The following is a 16,380-nucleotide window of genomic DNA, read 5'->3' on the forward strand; positions in this document are numbered from 1 at the left end:
ATGGGACGCATCATTTGTTGCGGGCTCGGCCCTGGCGATCCGGATTTGATGAGCGTGCGTGCCGACCGCATGGTGCGAGCGGCGAAGCATGTCGCCTATTTTCGCAAGAAGGGGCAACTCGGGCAGGCGCGGCGCATTGTGGAGGGTTTGCTCGCTGCCGGCGTCAGCGAATATCCGATGGAATATCCGGTCACCACGGAGATCGCTTTCGACAGTCCGGACTATGCGCGGCTGCTTGCGGGCTTCTACGACGAATGGACCGAGCGCCTGGCGCGACTTGCGCATGCGGTCGACATCGTCGTGCTGTGCGAAGGCGACCCTTATTTCTACGGCTCGTTCATGCACCTGCATGCACGCCTGCAGGGACGGGTCGAGATCGAGGTGATTGCCGGCATTCCCGGCATGGTCGGTTGCTGGAATGCGGTCGGCCAGCCGATCGCGCTTGCCGACGATGTCACGACTGTGCTGATGGGCACGCTGCCGGAGGCTGAGCTCGTGCAGCGGATGCGCAGCTCCGACGCGCTGGTCGTCATGAAGACCGGCCGCAATCTGGCGAAGATCCGCCGCGCGCTCGCGTCTGCGGGCCGTCTCGACGATGCATGGCTCGTCGAACGCGGCACCATGCCGGATCAGCGCGTCGCCCGGCTCGCCGATCTCGCTGAGGCCGACTGTCCGTATTTTGCGATCGTGCTGGTGCACGGGCAGGGACGGCGCAAGGGGGCGGCGTAATGACCGGCACGCTGACCATCGCGGGACTGGGGCCGGGTGACGAGGCGCTGATCACGCCGGAGGTCTCCGCTGCGCTCGCAGTTGCGACCGACATCGTCGGCTATGCGCCGTACGTGACGCGCGTGCCGCCGCGCGAAGGGCTGATGCTGCATCCCTCGGACAATCGCGTCGAGCTACAGCGCGCCGGTGAGGCGTTGCGGCTCGCGTCGGAAGGACGGCATGTCGTGGTGGTGTCCTCAGGCGATCCGGGCGTGTTTGCGATGGCATCCGCCGTGTTCGAAGCGCTGGAGGACGCGCCGCAATGGCACGACCTGCCGATTCGCGTTCTGCCTGGCGTGACCGCGATGCTGGCGGCCGCCGCAAGTGCCGGCGCGCCGCTCGGTCATGATTTTTGCGCGATCAACCTGTCCGACAATCTCAAGCCATGGCCGCTGATCGAGAAGCGCCTGCGGCTCGCGGCCGAAGCCGATTTCGCGATCGCGATGTACAATCCGCGCTCGGCAAGCCGGCCTGATGGCTTTGCGCGGTCGCTCGATATTTTGAAGGAGGCGGGCTGCGGCGAGCGGATCGTGGTGTTCGCGCGCGCCGTCAGCGCACCCGAGCAGCGCATTGAGACGGTCGAATTGCGCGACGCGAAGCCCGAGATGGCCGATATGCGGACCCTTGTGATCGTCTGCAATTCGACGACGCGCCGGGTCGGCCGCTGGGTCTATGCGCCGAGGCAGGTCCGATGACCGAGCCATGCCATCACCTCGCTCACGCTTTCGACCCGCGGCCGCTCGGGCAGCAGCGGCCGCGTGATCATGATGACGGGAAGGCCAAGCGCGCGGGCGACGTCGATCTTGGCGCGCGCGCCACCTCCGCCGGAATTGCGGGCGACGATCCACGCGATAGCGCGCGCACGCATCATCTCGAGCTCGCTGTCGAGCGTGAATGGGCCGCGCGAGACGATGACGTCGGCACCGGGCAATGGCAGCGTCTCGTCGGGCGGGTCGACGAAACGCAACGTATAGGCATGCTGCGGCCGGGCGCCGAAGGGCGCGATGTGCTGGCGGCCGATGGCAAGGAACACGTTGGCGCGGCTGTCCGGCAGGGCCGCGACTGCCGATACGATATCCGCAACCTCGATCCAGCGATCGCCGGACGTCTTGTTCCAGGGCGCACGTTCGAGCGCGAGCAGCGGCGTTGCGGTTCGCGCGCAGGCGGCGATCGCGTTGCGGCTCATCTCGGCCGCGAAGGGATGCGTCGCGTCGATCACATGCGTGATGCCTTCGCGACGCAGATAGTCGGCAAGACCGCTGACGCCACCGAAGCCGCCGATCCGGGTCGGCAGAGGTTGTTCGGCAGGAGCGGCGGTGCGCCCGCTATAGGAATAGACTGCGTCGATCCCTGCGCGGGCGATCGCAACGGCGAGCGAATTGGCGTCGGCCGTTCCGCCCAGGATCAGGGCGCGCATCATGGGTAGTCCCTGGTTGACCATCATCGGCATCGGCGAGGATGGCCTTGCTGGGCTCTCCGACGCAAGCCGAAAGGTGCTGCGTGAAGCCGAAACTATTTTCGGCGGTGAACGGCACCTCGCGCTGGCCGGGATCACCGACCGCGGCCACGTCTGGCCGGTGCCATTCGATGCGGAGATCGTGCTCGAATGCCGGGGGCGACCGACTGTTGTGCTCGCCTCGGGCGATCCGTTCTGGCACGGCGTCGGTGGCAGCCTTGTCGGGAAATTGCAGCCCGGCGAATGGGTCGCGCATTCCGCTCCGTCGACGTTCTCGCTGGCGGCGGCACGTTTGGGCTGGCGTCTCGAGAATGTCATCTGTCTCGGTCTTCATGCCGCACCGTTCGAACGGCTGTTGCCGCATCTGGCGCGTGGTGCACGGATCATTTGCCTGGTGCGCGACGGCAGGGCGGCTTTCGATCTCTCGCAATGGCTCACGGAGCGCGGCTGGGGCCCGTCGGCGATGTGGACGCTTTCCGCACTTGGCGGGCCGCGTGAGTCCATCGCGCAGCATCGCGCTGACAGCTATGCTGGCGATTCAGGTGACAGTCTGGTCGCTGTTGCGCTGGAGGCCGCGGGAGCGCGGGGGATCGCGCGCAGTTCGGGTCTACCCGACGCACTCTTCCTGCATGACGGGCAGTTGACAAAGCGGCCGGTCCGCGCGCTTGCGCTGTCGGCGCTTTCGCCGCGGCCGGGTGAGCGGCTATGGGACGTCGGCGCCGGCTCGGGCTCGATCTCGATCGAATGGGCGCTCTGTGGCGGAACTGCGATCGCCGTCGAGGCCCGTGGCGAACGCGCAGCCAACGTCCGCAGCAATGTGGCAAGCTTCGGCCTGACGCACCGGATCGCCATTGTTGAGGGAGACGCCCCCGGCATTCTGTCAGACCTCGCGGCGCCCGACGCGGTGTTTATCGGTGGCGGTCTCGATGCCGGGATGTTCGATGCGATCTGGTCGCGCATCGCGCCGGGAACGCGGCTGGTCGCGCATGCGGTGACGCTGGAAACCGAGGCGCTGCTTTTCGAGCTGCATCAGCGCCACGGCGGCGAACTGATGCGCCTGGAGATCGCGCAGGCCGAGCCGTTGGGCCGGTATCGCTCCTGGAAAGCCGCGCGGCCGATCGTGCAGTGGAGCGCAGTCCGATGAAGGTCGCGGGCCTGGGATTCAGGAGCAATGCCAGTGTCGCGTCGTTGCGCGACGCGCTCGACGCCGCCGGTGGTTCAGAAGGCCTTGCGGCGGTTGCGACGGTGAGTAACAAGGCCGGTGCTGTGGCATTGCGGGCACTGGCACAGGAACTGGGGTTGCCGATCCGGGGCATTCCTGCCGAAAAATTGGCTGAGATACAAACCGCGACGCAATCCGAATTGATCGTGACCAGGTTCGGGACGGGTTCGGTCGCCGAAGCAGCCGCGGTCGCAGCCGCTGGGCGCGGTGCGCGCCTGATTTCGGTCAGGGCCGCGTCGCAGGATCGGACGGCCACTGCGGCGATCGCGGAAGGAGACGGTGAATGACGGTGCATTTCATTGGCGCAGGGCCGGGCGCTGCCGATCTCTTGACCCTGCGGGGCCGCGACCTCATCGCCTCTTGCCCGGTCTGTCTTTACGCCGGATCGTTGGTTCCTGAGGGCGTGTTGGCGCATTGCCCGAAGGATGCGCGCATCGTCAACACGGCGCCGCTCTCGCTCGACGAGATCATCGCCGAGATCGCTGCGGCGCACGCCGAGGGCAAGGACGTGGCGCGGCTGCATTCGGGTGATCTCTCGATCTGGTCGGCGATGGGCGAGCAGCTGCGCCGGTTGCGCGCGTTGCAAATTCCCTATTCGGTCACGCCAGGCGTGCCGGCGTTCTCGGCGGCCGCTGCGGCACTGGAGGCCGAACTGACGCTGCCCGGCCTTGCGCAATCGGTGGTGCTGACGCGGACGCCCGGCCGTGCGAGCGCGATGCCTGATGGCGAGACACTGGCGGCCTTTGCCGCGACCGGCGCGGTGCTCGCGATCCATCTCTCGATCCATCTGCTGGACAAGGTCGTCGCCGAGCTCACGCCGCACTATGGCGCGGATTGTCCTGTGGCAATCGTCTGGCGCGCGAGCTGGCCGGAGCAGCGCATCGTGCGCGCCACGCTTGCGAGCCTCGATGCCGCGGTCGGCCCCGAGCTCGAACGCACCGCGCTTATCCTGGTCGGCAAGACGCTCGGCGCCGGCGAATTCGCCGAGAGCCGGCTCTATGCGGCCGATTATGACCGCCGCTATCGCCCGGTCGGAGCGGAGCCGCGCTTTCCGGGATCATCGCGATGACCGCGGGGCTCGTGATCTCTGCACCGGCATCTGGTGTCGGCAAGACGACGCTGACCCTGGCGCTGGCCCGCGCCTATCGCAATCGCGGGCTGACGGTGCAATGCCTCAAGAGCGGGCCGGACTATATCGATCCGGCCTTTCACGCGGTCGCAACCGGACGCGCATCCGTCAACATCGACAGCTGGGCGATGGCATCAGACGCGATCGCGCATCTGGCGGGCCGTGGTGCGGACGCCGATCTCGTGCTGGCCGAAGGCTCGATGGGATTGTTTGACGGCGTCGCAACGCGCGGCGTCTCGGGTACCGGCGCCACCGCCGATATTGCCGAGATGATGGGATGGCCGGTGCTGCTGGTGATCGACCCCTCCGGCCAGGCACAGACCGCGGCGGCAGTGGCGGCGGGATTGCGCGATTTTCGCGCCGGCGTGCGGCTCGCGGGTGTCGTTCTTAACCGTGTCGCCAGTGCGCGGCACGAAGCGCTGGTGCGCAGTGCCATGGCCGGCGCGGGCATTCCGGTATTGGGTGCGCTGCCCCGTCACGCCGAGATCGCCTTGCCCAAGCGTCATCTCGGTTTGGTGCAGGCCGAAGAGCAGGTTCAGATCGATGGCTTGATCGACGAGGCCGCGCGCTTCGTCGTCGAGCATGTCGATCTCGACGCCGTGCTGCAATCGGCGCGCCCCTGGTCGCCGCAATCGGCCGCGCGCCGCCTCGACATCACACCGCCCGGCCAACGCATTGCGCTCGCGCGCGACGCCGCGTTCTCCTTCGTGTACCCGCATACGCTGGAAGCCTGGCGCGCGGCCGGCGCCGAGATCGTAACGTTCTCGCCGCTCGCCGACGAAGGCCCCGACGTGGACGCCGATGTGTGCTGGCTGCCCGGCGGCTATCCCGAGCTGCATGCCGCGCGGCTTGCTTCCAACACGCGATTTCTTGGGCAATTGCGCGCCTTTGCCGAGGCGAAGCCGGTGCATGGCGAGTGCGGGGGTTACATGGTGTTGGGCACCGCGTTGACCGATGCAGAAGGCGTGCACCATGAGATGGCGGGATTGCTCGGTCTTGAGACCAGCTATGCCAAGCGGCGCATGCATCTCGGCTACCGGCTCGCCGAGCTCGCCGCGGCGATGCCCGGGCACGGTCCCGGCGCACGCCTGCGCGGCCACGAGTTTCATTACTCGACGATCATCGCGCAGCCGGACGCGCCGCTCGCGGTGGTGCGCGATGCGACCGGCGCGATCGTGGCCGAAACCGGATCGCGGCGGGACAATGCAACGGGTACATTCTTCCATCTGATTGCGGAGGACCGGTGAGCGGATTCGTTTCCTTCGTGTCGGCCGGCCCCGGCGATCCCGAATTCCTGACCATGAAGGGAGCCGCGCGGCTGCGCGAGGCCGACGTGGTGCTCTATGATGACCTTGCCTCGGGCGCGATCCTCGATCTCGCGCGCTCCGGCGCCAATCTTGTCGCGGTCGGCAAACGCGCCGGCCGTCTCTCGGCGAAGCAGCATCATGTCAGCCGGCTGCTGGTCGACTACGCGGCGGCGGGCGTGCGCGTGGTGCGCCTGAAATCCGGTGACGCCGGCATCTTTGGACGGCTCGAGGAGGAGATCGAGGCGTTGCGCGCGGCCGGCATCGGCTACGAGATCATTCCCGGCGTGACCTCGGCCTCGGTCGCCGCGGCGCAGGCCGGCATTCCGCTGACGCGGCGGCTGACCTCGCGCCGGGTCCAGTTCGTGACCGGCGCCGATGTGACAGGCGAGTTGCCCGCGGATTTGAATTGGGCGGCGCTGGCCGATCCGGAAGCGACCACTGTCGTCTATATGGGCCGGCGCACCTTTCCGGCCTTGGCCGCAAGGCTGATCGCACATGGCCTCGCTCCCGAGACGCCTGCGCTGTTGGCGGAGTCGCTCGGCCACGCCGACGAGCGGCTTGTCCGCACCACGATCGCAGAGCTCGCCGAACGGCTCACGCATGCAGGCGCTGCCACGGCGGCTGCCGTCATTCTGTTCGGTTCGCTGGCGCCGGAGCAAGGTTGATACGGCCATGTTGATGCTTTCGCTGATCGGTATCGGATGTGGCGATCCGCAGCAGCTCACGCTTGCTGCGATCGCCGCCATCAATGCCGCCGACATGGTCCTGATCCCACGCAAGGGGACCGCGAAGTCGGACCTCGCCGACTTGCGCCGAACGATCTGCGCGGAGGCGTTGAACAACGACCGCACGCGCATTGCCGAATTCGACCTGCCGATGCGTGACGCCGGCGAGGCGGACTATCGCAAGGGCGTCGACGATTGGCACGATGCGGTCGCTGCGACCTGGTCACAGGAAATCGCGCGCCATCTCGGCGGCGAGGGCCGCGTCGCCCTGCTGATCTGGGGCGATCCCTCGCTCTACGATTCGAGCCTGCGGATCGCGCAACGGCTCGATCCGTTGCCATCGATCGAGGTGATCCCGGGCATCACGTCGATCCAGGCGCTGTGCGCGGCGCATGCGCTGCCGCTCAACGAGATCGGCGAGCCGTTCCTGGTCACGACCGGCCGGCGGCTCCGCGAGGCCGGTTGGCCCTCCGGCGTCGACACCATCGTCGTGATGCTCGACGGCGGCGCCGCATTCGAGACGCTGGATCCGGAGGGCTTAAAGATCTGGTGGGGCGCCTATCTCGGCATGCCCGATCAGATCCTCATGGCGGGGGAGTTGGCCGAGGCGGGCCCTCGCATCGTCGCCGCGCGCCGCGATGCGCGGGAGCGGCACGGCTGGATCATGGACAGCTACGTCCTCAAGCGGCGATCGTGATCGAGGGATTGCGTCGGCCGTCCACGCAGCGGGGCGGTTATCCGGTCTTCAACCCGCGAATCGAGGGTTGGATCGTCAGGCGGTAGGCCACGAGCGTGTCGCCATCGAACTGCTCGAGGGTTGTGTCGCAGACGGGGCAGCGATACTCGCCCTTGCTTCCCGATCCGGATGCCAGCTCAAGGCGCCGGAATCCAGCCCCGCAGCGCGGACACGTGACGTCGTCCTTCTTCATCAACTCACCCCAGAACAACACCGGCGGTATTTTGTAACCTAGACCGCACGGCAGAACTATGGTCATGGCCGGGAGAGCGACCGATCATTCCTGCATGGCAACGCCGATGCGATCGAGATCGAACATCCGGGGTCGCCAGTCCGATCCCGCACAGGAACGGACCGGCAACTGCGACGCATTCCGCAAACTCAGCAACAGCTTATGGCGTGGCGTCGAAGCACGATCCGACTTCGCCCGCACCGCAACAATGGCTGCGATGTCGCGACGCCCGCGGTCTCCCGGTCCCCGATCAACGCGCGATCGCCGGCGAAACGCAGGGTTCGCCGGCGATCCATCGCCATCGGCGGACGTCACCTATCGCCGCGTCAGGCGAACCACGTCCTGCCTCAGCAGGTAGAGCGACACGGCGAGCAGAACGACGTCCTTCATCAGGAAGGGCACGTTGCCGGTCATTGCAGGGAAGCCTCCTGCGGCAACGTCCCAACCATCAGGCATGAACGGGATGATGGTGACGGTCGCGATGAAGGTGCCGGTCGAGCCGAGGGCGCCGAGCACGCCGAGGCGCTTGTCCCAGAAGCCCGCCAGCAGCAGCGAACCGAACGTCCACTCCGAGGCGCCGAGGAAGTAGCTGGCGCCGGCATGGCCGAAGACTGGATACAGCCACCAGATCAGCGGCCCGTTGCTGATGAACGGGACCAGCCGTTCGAATTCGTACGGAAACCACTTCTGGTAACCGAAGAACAGGAACATGATCACCATCGCGGCGCGGACGACGTGGTAGTCGAGATCATCCGCGAGCAGGCCCGACCTGTAGAGTGCGCGGACAAGCGGATTCTGTGTGGTGTTGGTAAGCGTGGTCATGGTCGTGATCCCTTTGTGTGGCGCGGTCGCACTAGGCGACCGCGGGGAAGTCGATGTCGGTGTCGTTGATGCGGTTGAAGACGTTGGTGAAGACGATGGTCGCGAACGCCAGGCTGATCTCGACCAGCTGCGCGTCGCTGTAGCCGGCGGCCTTGATCGCGGCGAAATCCGCGTCGCTGACGGTGCCGCTCGACTGCGCGAGCTTACGGACGAAATGCACCAGCGCATCGCGCTTGGCGTCACCGGTCGGCGCGCCGTCGCGGATCTGCTTGAGGACGTCCGCGTTCACGCCGGCGAGCCTGGCGAGATGGGAATGCGCGGCGACACAGTAGTCGCAGCCGCCGGCGGCGCTGATGACGAGCTTGATGATCTCCCGATCGCGCTTGGAAAGGCTTCCGCCGGCGAGCACCGCATCGGCGGCGAGCATCGACTTGAGCGCGGCCGGGCCGTGGGCGGCGATCGCCGCGTAGGCGTTCGGGACGCTGCCGGCCGCCTTCTTGATCTGGGCGTAGATCTGGCCTGACGGGCCGGTATCGGTTTCGAGATTGGGGACTGAGAGACGGGACATGGTGGCACTCCTTGTTGGGGTTGGTGAACGATTGCGGAGTGACAATAGGATCGAGATGTGAGACATTGAATGTCGATTAGGCGCACATATATGCTCAATCGTCTCAATCCGGTCGCTTTGGGGGACTGCCATGGATTGGCTCAGCCGGCTGTTCGCGATGATGCCGGTGCGTGGGCGGCTCGATCTGCGTTGCAGCTACAGCGTGCCCTGGCGCATCGACCAGGGGCCGGGCGCGTCCAACGAGATCCCCTATCATGCGGTGCTTGCCGGCTCGGCGATCCTGGACGATCCCGCAGGCGGTCGGCCGTTGCTGCTGAAGACCGGCGACATTCTCCTGCTGCCAGGCAACCCGCGACACGTGATGCATGACGGCAGCGGGGCGGCACCGCTGCCGGCGCGCAACCGGGCGGCACAGAATTTCACGATCAGCGAAAACCTGGGTTCGGACGAACGGCTTGATTTGCTGTGCGGACACTTCGCGATTGCACCCCCGCACGACCGTCTGCTGCGCACCTATCTTCCGCCGCGTCTTGTCGTGCATGCCGGCCCGCGCACGGGAAAGGGAACGGCCGCACAGCTCGCCGGGCTCGTGTCCCTGATGCGCAGCGAAACGGCCGACGATCATCTCGGCGGCCGCGCCATGCTGGACGCGTTGTCCACGGCGATGTTTGCGCTTGTGCTGCGGCTTGCGAGTGAGACCGATGACAGGTCACACGGTCTGCTTGCACTGGTCGGCGATCCCCGCCTTGCGCCGGCGGTGGCGGCCATGTTCAACCAGCCTGCGCGCGCATGGTCGCTGCCGGAGCTGGCGCGTCTCTGCAACATGTCGCGCGCCACGCTTGCACGGCAGTTCCAGGAGAAGCTTGGGCGATCGGCCAGCGATCTGCTTACCGATATCAGGATGACGCTTGCGGCGAACGAGTTAAAGAGATCGTCGCGTTCGACCGGCGCCGTTGCGGAGATGGTCGGCTACCAGTCCGAGGCCGCCTTTCAGCGCGCCTTCAAGAGCCATATGGGCGTGACGCCGGCGCAGTGGCGAAAGGTGCAACCGTCAGAGCCGGATGCTGTGGCGAGTGTCGCCGCACCGGGTGATCCGGAACGCGCCGCACAAGCTTGACCCACGTCGGGCAGCGGCCGATGGGCGATCGCCACCGGCCGCACTGCGCGCTGTCATGCCTTGACGGCGGCGGCTTGCTGGAGAACTGCGATCATGTCCTCGGGCTCCGGGCGGCGGGTATAGTCGGGGTTCACCTCCGAGTAGAGGATCACGCCGTCCTGTCCGATGACGTAGCGGGCCGGCATCGGCAACGTCCAGCTCGGATCGTCGTTGAAGGTCGGCAGATCGTTCTTCAGCTGCTTGTAGAGCTCGACCAGATAGTCGGGCAGACGGAAGCGCAGTCCGAAGACGTCGCCGATCTGGCCCTTCGCGTCGGACAGGATCGGGAAGGAGAGCTTGTTCTGGCGCACCGACTTCCGGCTGTTCGGCGCGGTCTGCGGCGAGATCGCGACCAGCGACGCGCCGTATTTGTCGAATTCCGGCTTGGCGGCTTCGAGCGCTTGCAGCTCCATGTTGCAATACGGGCACCAGACGCCGCGGTAGAAGCTGAGCACCAGCGGACCGCGGTTCAGCAGGTCGGCCGAGTTGACGACATTGCCGTCGGGATCCCGGAGCGAGAAAGCAGGGGCGACATCGCCCGCCTTTTTGGCGCGCTGGGCGGCACCGGATGCGATCAGCTCCGCGGTGGCGCGGTGCATGATCTCGATGACGGCTGGCGGAACGTTGTAGGGCGGCTTTCCGGCTTCGAAATCGGCCTTGAAAGCGTCGAGCTTGGCTTGCAGCGACATGGCGGTTCTCCTTTGCTTCTGCGTGGTGGACGGCAGCGCCGTCCGTTTGTTGAAATCACACGCAGGAAGCTAACGGAGATGGCCGCGCAGGGTAGCGCTGCCGCTGGACTAGCGCTTATTCCTGGCCGGAATAGGCGCGAACTGCTTCAACCGGCGGATGACGCGTCATGCATTGAAGCTGCGCTCGAAGAAGTTCACGAATGCGCGGGCCTTGGCAGTCGCGGCGCGCCCGGTCGGAAGCACGGCCCAGAGATCGAGCGCGGGCAGGCTCCACTCCGGCAGGACCGCACGCACCGTGCCCGCTTTCAGTTCGGGGGTGAACATCCACTCCGAGGCGATCGCGAGCCCGGCATCGGCGAGCACCGCAGCCCGGACGCCTTCGGCCGCGGTGACCCGCAACCGGCTCCGCACCGTGACGGCAAGTTCGGTGCTCTCGCGTTGAAAGGACCACACGCTGCCCTCGCGGAGATAAACGACGGCCTGGTGCCGGCTCAATTCGCTCGGCGCGGCCGGCGTGCCGGCGCGGTCGAAATAGGCCGGCGTGCCCAGTACGAGGCGCTTGCATCTGGCGACACGGTGGGCGGTCAGCGCCGAATCCGTCATCTTGCCCATCCGCAGTGCGACGTCGATGCCTTCCTGCACGAGATCGATCTGGCGGTCGTCGAGCGCGACTTCGAGCTCCAGCTCCGGGTGCTGCGCGAGAAACTTCGGCAACATCGGAATGAGATGGATGCGGGCGAAGGTGACGGCGGCGCAGACCCGCAATCGGCCCTTGAGGCCGGCTCCGGCGCCGCGCGCCGCGATCTCGGCCTCGGCCGCCTCTTCAAGCGCGCGCCTGGCGCGCTCGAGATAGCCGAGCCCCGCTTCGGTCGGGGTGAGGCCATGGGTCGAACGCGTGAGCAGCTTGACCCCGAGAAATTCCTCGAGCTGCGCGACCGATTTCGAGACTGCCGGCTGGCCGACCCGGAGCTGTCGCGCCGCTCCGGAGAACGAGCCGGTCTCGACCACCCGCACGAACGTCTCCATCGCCGCCAGACGATCCATGGCTATTCTCCGCAGGAATGAGCGATCATGCCCATCCTGTCACGGTCCGAGGCGATTGGCCATTTCCAGACGTGCGCCGGCAGTGGAGCCGGCAGGCTACGACTTGCGATGCCTCGCATTGACCGCGATCGCGGCGGCGGCGGTGCGGTTCTCGACGCCGAGCTTGGCGTAGATCTGCTCGAGGTGCTTGTCGACGGTGCGCGGGCTTAAGCCCAGGATCTGCGCGATGTCGCGGTTGGTCTTGCCCTTGGAGAGCCAGGACAGCACCTCGCCCTCGCGGGTGGTCAGGCCGAGCTCGCTGGAGAACTCGGCCGGCATGTCGCCACTGGTGTCCTTGGCCAGCCGCAGCAGGAATTCGTTGGGCCCGAGCTTGCCCATGAACTGCAGGCGAAGCTGCTCGCTGCCGGGGAATGGCGCCACCGTTGCGGTCTTCCCTCCGGCTTTGCCCTTCTGCGCCTGTTCAAGCCATTGCGGCATCGGCTCCGGCAGCACGAAATTGTCGGCAGCGTCGGCGAGCGTATCCGACAGCAGCCGCTGTGCCTGCGGCGTCGCCCACAGCAGCGCGCCTGAGCTGTTGACCGCGAGCAGATAGCGGCCGGAGACGTCCAGCGCGGCGCGGGCGCTCTGCGTCATCCGCGCATTGGCGAGATGCACCCGGATGCGCGCCAGCATTTCCTCGACCACGATCGGCTTCGTGACATAGTCGACGCCGCCGGCCTCCAGCCCGCGCACGATGTGCTCGGTTTCGGCCAGCCCCGTCATGAAGATGATCGGGACGCCGTCGAGCCCGGCGTCGCGCTTCAGCCGCCGGCAGGTCTCAAAACCGTCCATGCCGGGCATCACGGCATCGAGCAGCACGATATCGGGCGTGATCTGGTCGACGATGCGCATCGCGGAGGCGCCGTCGAGTGCGACCATCACGGTCATGCCGGCGCCGTCGAGCGCGTCGGTCAGCAGGCGCAACGTCTCGGGCGAGTCGTCGACGACGAGCGCGACGTCGCGCTTTCGCTGTTCAATGGTCATAGCTGTGCAATGTTTTCAACGTCGCCATATATTGATCAAGATCGAACCGGTCGATCAGGGTGCGCATCTGGCCGACGAAATCGGCATGTTCGGGACATTCGTTGCCGATCTCGTCGAGCTTGAGCTGGATCGCCCTGATATAGCCGAGCTGGCCGAGGCTGATCAGCTCTTCGACATATTTCACCGGCGGGCGCGAACCAGTGTCGGGCTTCCATTGCGGGGGCGGAATCTGCTCGGCCTCATACTGCCACTCGATCTTGAGCAGCTGGCGGATGCTCTCGAGCAGCCGCGGGATATCGATCGGCTTCATGAGGTAGCCGTCGTGGAACGGTTGCGCCAGCGGCGCGCCGTGGGCTTCCAGCGCGCTTGCCGAGATCATCAGAATTCGTGCCTGATGATGGCCTTCGGAGCGCAAGGTTTCAGCGACCGTCCAGCCGTCCATGCCCGCCATCGAGATGTCGAGCAGGAACATGTCCGGCCGGCAATGCTGCGCGAGGGCAAGGCAGCCCGGTCCGTCCGGTGCACTGAGCAGGATGAAGCCGAGTGGCGCCAGGATCTCGCGCAGGAGGTCGCGGTGGGTCGGGTCATCGTCGGTGATCAGGATCGTCTTGCGCGGGCCGTGATAGCCGTACACCGGAGCGTCGACCGGCGCATCGCGGCGTGGATTGGTGACCTCGGAGAGCAGCAGCTTGACGCGGAAGGTGCTGCCGGTGCCGACCGTGCTCAGGACCTTGATGTCGCCGCCCATCACGCCCGCGAGCAGGCGGCTGATGGTGAGGCCGAGCCCGGTGCCGGTCTGCGGCTGGCTGACGCCAAGCGCGCCGCGCTCGAACGGGGCGAAGATCCGCTCGAGGTCGTCGGGCTGGATGCCCGGCCCGGTATCGATCACCTCGAACTCGGCGACCGGGCTGCGATAATGCACCACGAATTGCACCTTGCCGGTCTGCGTGAACTTGATCGCGTTCGAGAGCAGGTTGATCAAGATTTGCCGCAGCCGCTTCTCGTCGGCATAGACCACGACCGGCAGCACGGCCGGCCGCCTGAACACGAAGTCGATGCCCTTGGCCGCGGCCTGCAGGCGGAACATGCCGACCAGCTGCTCGAGGAAATCGTTCAGCCGCACTTCATCGCGCGAAAGATAGAGGCGGCCAGCCTCGATCTTGGAGATATCGAGAATGCCGTCGATAAGTCCCGACAAATGGTCCGCGCTGCGGCGGACCACGCGTACTTGCCCGCGTGGCCGCACCGGGAGGCTGTCGTCCTGCTCCAGCAGCTGCGCGTAGCCGGAGATTGCATTCAGCGGCGAGCGAAGTTCGTGACTGAGACCTACGACGTATCGGCTCTTGGCGAGATTGGCGGCCTCGGCCACTTCCTTGGCGCGCTGCAGCTCGGCATCGGTGCGCTTGTGGGCGTCGATCTCCTGGATCAGCAGCGTGGTCTGCCGGCGGGTTTCGTCTTCGGCGGCGCGCCGGCTCTGTTGCGCCAGCACGAACAGCCAGGCGACGACGCCGATGATCAGGGTCAGCGCAAAGAACACCTTCCACAGCACGTCGGCCAATAGTTCGTTGGCATGCACGGCCGCCGTGGTCTGCAGATAGATCAGGCCGAGCACCAGCGCCACGAGGCCGGCCGAGACGGCGAACACGCCGAGGTAATGTCCGAGCTGCGAATTGATGCGGGCGTAGATCGGCTGCGGCATCACCTTGCCCAGCGCGTCCGAGACTTGCGCGCCGATCCGCCCATGCGGCTTGCAGAGGTCGTGGCAGCGGGCGTCGAGCGAGCAGCACAATGAGCAGATCGGGCCGGCATAGGCCGGACAGGCGGCCATGTCCTCGGGCTCGAACGCATGCTCGCAGATACAGCACTGGATCGATTCAAGGTTCTGCCAGCTCCGCTTCGGCTTGCGTGCGATGTAATACTTGCCGTCGGTCGCCCACGCAATCAGGGGCGCCGCGATGAAGGCGACCGCAAGCGCGACGAAGGCGGACAGCGCCTTCGCGGTCGGGCCGAACAGGCCGTAGAACGCGCTGATCGAGACCACGGTCGCAATCGTCATGGCGCCGACGCCGACCGGATTGATGTCGCAGAGATGGGCGCGCTTGAACTCGATATGCTGCGGCCGCAAGCCGAGCGGCTTGTTGATGACGAGATCGGCCACCAGCGCGCCGACCCAGGCGATCGCGACGTTCGAGTAGAGCGCCAGCGTCTGCTCCAGCGCCTTGTAGACGCCGATCTCCATCAACAGCAGCGCGACGACGACGTTAAAGACAAGCCACACCACGCGGCCGGGATGCGAGTGGGTGAGGCGGGAGAAGAAGTTCGACCAGGCGATCGAGCCGGCATAGGCGTTGGTGACGTTGATCTTGACCTGCGACAGGATCACGAACGTCCCGGTCAGCGCCATTGCGAGATCCGGCTGCGACAGCACGTAGCGGAAGGCTTCCAGATACATGTTCGCGGGCTCGGCCGCGTGCTCGGCGGACACGCCGTGGCTGAGCGCGAAGAACGCGAGGAACGAGCCGGCCAGCAGCTTGAGCGCGCCGAGCACGATCCAGCCTGGACCGGCGCTGAGCAATGCGATCCACCAGGCCTTTCGCGAGGTGCGGCGGTCGCGCGGCAGGAAGCGCAGGAAGTCGACCTGCTCGCCGATCTGCGCCACCAGCGCGAACACGACCGAGGCCGCCGTGCCGAACAGCAGGAGATCGAGGTTGCCCGCGGGATCGCCGTGCTCGCCGGCGAACTTGCGCCACTCGGTGAACGAATGCGGATTGGCCCAGGCGATCGCCGCGAACGGCATGATGTGGAGGATCACCCACAGCGGTTGGGTCCAGAGCTGGAAGCGGCTGATCAGCGTGATGCCGTAGACGACGAGCGGAATGATCACGACCGCGCTGATCAGGTAGCCGATCGGCCGCGGGATGCCGAAGCACATGTCCAGCGCGCTGGCCAGGATCACGGCCTCGATCGCGAAGAAGATGAAGGTGAAGGAAGCGTAGATCAGCGAGGTGATGGTCGAGCCGATATAGCCGAAGCCGGCGCCGCGGGTCAGCAGGTCGATGTCGATGCCGCTTTTCGCGGCATGGTAGGCGATCGGCAGTCCGCAGAGGAAGATGATGACGCTGACGACCAGGATCGCCGCGGAGGCGTTGATCGCGCCGTAGTTCAGCGTGATGGTGCCGCCGATCGCCTCGAGCGCAAGGAAGGAGATCGCGCCGAGCGCGGTGTTGGCGACGCGGGCGGCGGACCAGCGCCGCGCGCTCTTGGCGGTGAAGCGCAGCGCATAGTCTTCCAGCGTCTGGTTGGCGACCCATTGATTATATTGGCGCCTGACGCGGTCAATCCGCTGCCGCCCTGCCACTCGCTCTACTCCTGGTCCACGATGCTCTGATCGCGGGCAAATCCCGTACCAAAAACCTACGTCGCTATTTTGCGGTGCAGTATACGCGATCTCACGTATCAGTGCGCTGCACAAAAGTGAGCAATCCTCGCCCGATCAATAAGCG

17 protein-coding genes are annotated in these 16,380 nt (G+C 66.3%); 9 read left to right on the top strand and 8 right to left on the bottom strand.

What is annotated here, in order from left to right; all coding sequences use genetic code 11:
• Together AAFG13_RS42130 and cobJ are read left to right on the top strand one after the other, a co-directional pair.
• On the top strand, positions 1-729 hold the full coding sequence (locus AAFG13_RS42130) for a precorrin-2 C(20)-methyltransferase (protein ID WP_342710665.1): 729 nt from the start codon (positions 1-3) through the stop codon (positions 727-729).
• Positions 729-1,463 (top strand): precorrin-3B C(17)-methyltransferase, encoded by a 735-nt coding sequence (gene cobJ, locus AAFG13_RS42135; protein WP_342710666.1) that lies wholly within the window; start codon positions 729-731, stop codon positions 1,461-1,463. Before AAFG13_RS42130 ends, cobJ begins: the two co-directional genes overlap by 1 nt.
• On the opposite strand, the gene AAFG13_RS42140 is transcribed toward cobJ, so the two are convergent.
• The gene (locus tag AAFG13_RS42140; protein ID WP_342710667.1) at positions 1,439-2,188 is read right to left on the bottom strand and encodes a cobalt-precorrin-6A reductase; all 750 of its coding nucleotides are present in this window, start codon (positions 2,186-2,188) and stop codon (positions 1,439-1,441) included. The genes cobJ and AAFG13_RS42140 overlap by 25 nt on opposite strands.
• Here AAFG13_RS42140 and cbiE point away from each other — a divergent pair.
• From cbiE to cobF, 6 genes are read left to right on the top strand one after another with little or no spacing between them, the layout of a single operon-like run.
• Positions 2,187-3,368 (top strand): precorrin-6y C5,15-methyltransferase (decarboxylating) subunit CbiE, encoded by a 1,182-nt coding sequence (cbiE, locus tag AAFG13_RS42145; RefSeq protein ID WP_342710668.1) that lies wholly within the window; start codon positions 2,187-2,189, stop codon positions 3,366-3,368. The two genes, AAFG13_RS42140 and cbiE, sit on opposite strands and share 2 nt — an antisense overlap.
• Complete coding sequence (locus AAFG13_RS42150) at positions 3,365-3,733, top strand: cobalamin biosynthesis protein (protein WP_342710669.1); 369 nt, start codon at positions 3,365-3,367, stop codon at positions 3,731-3,733. Before cbiE ends, AAFG13_RS42150 begins: the two co-directional genes overlap by 4 nt.
• On the top strand, positions 3,730-4,515 hold the full coding sequence (gene cobM, locus AAFG13_RS42155; RefSeq protein WP_342710670.1) for a precorrin-4 C(11)-methyltransferase: 786 nt from the start codon (positions 3,730-3,732) through the stop codon (positions 4,513-4,515). Before AAFG13_RS42150 ends, cobM begins: the two co-directional genes overlap by 4 nt.
• Positions 4,512-5,822, top strand: a complete 1,311-nt coding sequence (locus AAFG13_RS42160; protein WP_342710672.1) for a cobyrinate a,c-diamide synthase — start codon at positions 4,512-4,514, stop codon at positions 5,820-5,822. Before cobM ends, AAFG13_RS42160 begins: the two co-directional genes overlap by 4 nt.
• On the top strand, positions 5,819-6,547 hold the full coding sequence (cobA, locus tag AAFG13_RS42165) for a uroporphyrinogen-III C-methyltransferase (protein WP_342710673.1): 729 nt from the start codon (positions 5,819-5,821) through the stop codon (positions 6,545-6,547). The genes AAFG13_RS42160 and cobA overlap by 4 nt, the downstream gene beginning before the upstream one ends.
• Before the next feature lie 7 nt (positions 6,548-6,554).
• Positions 6,555-7,304, top strand: coding sequence for a precorrin-6A synthase (deacetylating) (gene cobF, locus AAFG13_RS42170; protein WP_342710674.1), 750 nt, complete (start codon positions 6,555-6,557; stop codon positions 7,302-7,304).
• Positions 7,305-7,341: 37 nt separating this feature from the next.
• Here the strand turns inward: cobF and AAFG13_RS42175 are convergent, their stop codons facing one another.
• The 3 genes from AAFG13_RS42175 to AAFG13_RS42185 all read right to left on the bottom strand — a co-directional run bounded on the left by AAFG13_RS42175 (position 7,342) and on the right by AAFG13_RS42185 (position 8,965).
• The gene (locus AAFG13_RS42175; RefSeq protein WP_212310889.1) at positions 7,342-7,536 is read right to left on the bottom strand and encodes a hypothetical protein; all 195 of its coding nucleotides are present in this window, start codon (positions 7,534-7,536) and stop codon (positions 7,342-7,344) included.
• A gap of 354 nt (positions 7,537-7,890) precedes the next feature.
• Positions 7,891-8,397 (bottom strand): DUF417 family protein, encoded by a 507-nt coding sequence (locus AAFG13_RS42180; RefSeq protein WP_212310888.1) that lies wholly within the window; start codon positions 8,395-8,397, stop codon positions 7,891-7,893.
• 31 nt (positions 8,398-8,428) lie between these two features.
• Complete coding sequence (locus AAFG13_RS42185) at positions 8,429-8,965, bottom strand: peroxidase-related enzyme (RefSeq protein WP_212310887.1); 537 nt, start codon at positions 8,963-8,965, stop codon at positions 8,429-8,431.
• A 130-nt stretch (positions 8,966-9,095) separates the two neighbouring features.
• On the opposite strand from AAFG13_RS42185, the gene AAFG13_RS42190 reads away from it, so the two are divergent.
• Positions 9,096-10,082: an AraC family transcriptional regulator gene (locus tag AAFG13_RS42190; RefSeq protein WP_212310886.1), complete on the top strand. Its 987-nt coding sequence runs from the start codon at positions 9,096-9,098 to the stop codon at positions 10,080-10,082.
• A gap of 53 nt (positions 10,083-10,135) precedes the next feature.
• On the opposite strand, the gene AAFG13_RS42195 is transcribed toward AAFG13_RS42190, so the two are convergent.
• The 4 genes from AAFG13_RS42195 to AAFG13_RS42210 all read right to left on the bottom strand — a co-directional run bounded on the left by AAFG13_RS42195 (position 10,136) and on the right by AAFG13_RS42210 (position 16,235).
• Positions 10,136-10,810 carry a peroxiredoxin-like family protein gene (locus AAFG13_RS42195; protein WP_212310885.1) on the bottom strand — a complete coding sequence of 225 codons (675 nt, stop codon included), beginning with the start codon at positions 10,808-10,810 and terminating at the stop codon, positions 10,136-10,138.
• Between the two features lie 165 nt (positions 10,811-10,975).
• Positions 10,976-11,854, bottom strand: a complete 879-nt coding sequence (locus tag AAFG13_RS42200; protein ID WP_212310884.1) for a LysR family transcriptional regulator — start codon at positions 11,852-11,854, stop codon at positions 10,976-10,978.
• Between the two features lie 96 nt (positions 11,855-11,950).
• Entirely contained in the window at positions 11,951-12,877 is a 927-nt protein-coding gene (locus tag AAFG13_RS42205; RefSeq protein ID WP_212310883.1) for a response regulator transcription factor, read from the bottom strand.
• A complete protein-coding gene (locus tag AAFG13_RS42210) occupies positions 12,867-16,235 on the bottom strand; it encodes an ATP-binding protein (RefSeq protein ID WP_212310882.1) in 3,369 nt (1,122 codons plus the stop codon). Before AAFG13_RS42210 ends, AAFG13_RS42205 begins: the two co-directional genes overlap by 11 nt.
• Positions 16,236-16,380 lie beyond the last annotated feature (145 nt).

It is taken from the genome of Bradyrhizobium sp. B124 (assembly GCF_038967635.1).
Lineage (GTDB): Bacteria > Pseudomonadota > Alphaproteobacteria > Rhizobiales > Xanthobacteraceae > Bradyrhizobium.

Coding starts and splice junctions, on each gene's coding strand:
- AAFG13_RS42130 (WP_342710665.1), top strand. CDS start 1: ATGGGACGCATCATTTGTTGCGGGCTCGGCCCTGGCGATCCGGATTTG.
- cobJ (WP_342710666.1), top strand. CDS start 729: ATGACCGGCACGCTGACCATCGCGGGACTGGGGCCGGGTGACGAGGCG.
- cbiE (WP_342710668.1), top strand. CDS start 2,187: ATGGGTAGTCCCTGGTTGACCATCATCGGCATCGGCGAGGATGGCCTT.
- AAFG13_RS42140 (WP_342710667.1), bottom strand. CDS start 2,188: ATGATGCGCGCCCTGATCCTGGGCGGAACGGCCGACGCCAATTCGCTC.
- AAFG13_RS42150 (WP_342710669.1), top strand. CDS start 3,365: ATGAAGGTCGCGGGCCTGGGATTCAGGAGCAATGCCAGTGTCGCGTCG.
- cobM (WP_342710670.1), top strand. CDS start 3,730: ATGACGGTGCATTTCATTGGCGCAGGGCCGGGCGCTGCCGATCTCTTG.
- AAFG13_RS42160 (WP_342710672.1), top strand. CDS start 4,512: ATGACCGCGGGGCTCGTGATCTCTGCACCGGCATCTGGTGTCGGCAAG.
- cobF (WP_342710674.1), top strand. CDS start 6,555: ATGTTGATGCTTTCGCTGATCGGTATCGGATGTGGCGATCCGCAGCAG.
- AAFG13_RS42175 (WP_212310889.1), bottom strand. CDS start 7,536: ATGAAGAAGGACGACGTCACGTGTCCGCGCTGCGGGGCTGGATTCCGG.
- AAFG13_RS42180 (WP_212310888.1), bottom strand. CDS start 8,397: ATGACCACGCTTACCAACACCACACAGAATCCGCTTGTCCGCGCACTC.
- AAFG13_RS42185 (WP_212310887.1), bottom strand. CDS start 8,965: ATGTCCCGTCTCTCAGTCCCCAATCTCGAAACCGATACCGGCCCGTCA.
- AAFG13_RS42190 (WP_212310886.1), top strand. CDS start 9,096: ATGGATTGGCTCAGCCGGCTGTTCGCGATGATGCCGGTGCGTGGGCGG.
- AAFG13_RS42195 (WP_212310885.1), bottom strand. CDS start 10,810: ATGTCGCTGCAAGCCAAGCTCGACGCTTTCAAGGCCGATTTCGAAGCC.
- AAFG13_RS42200 (WP_212310884.1), bottom strand. CDS start 11,854: ATGGATCGTCTGGCGGCGATGGAGACGTTCGTGCGGGTGGTCGAGACC.
- AAFG13_RS42205 (WP_212310883.1), bottom strand. CDS start 12,877: ATGACCATTGAACAGCGAAAGCGCGACGTCGCGCTCGTCGTCGACGAC.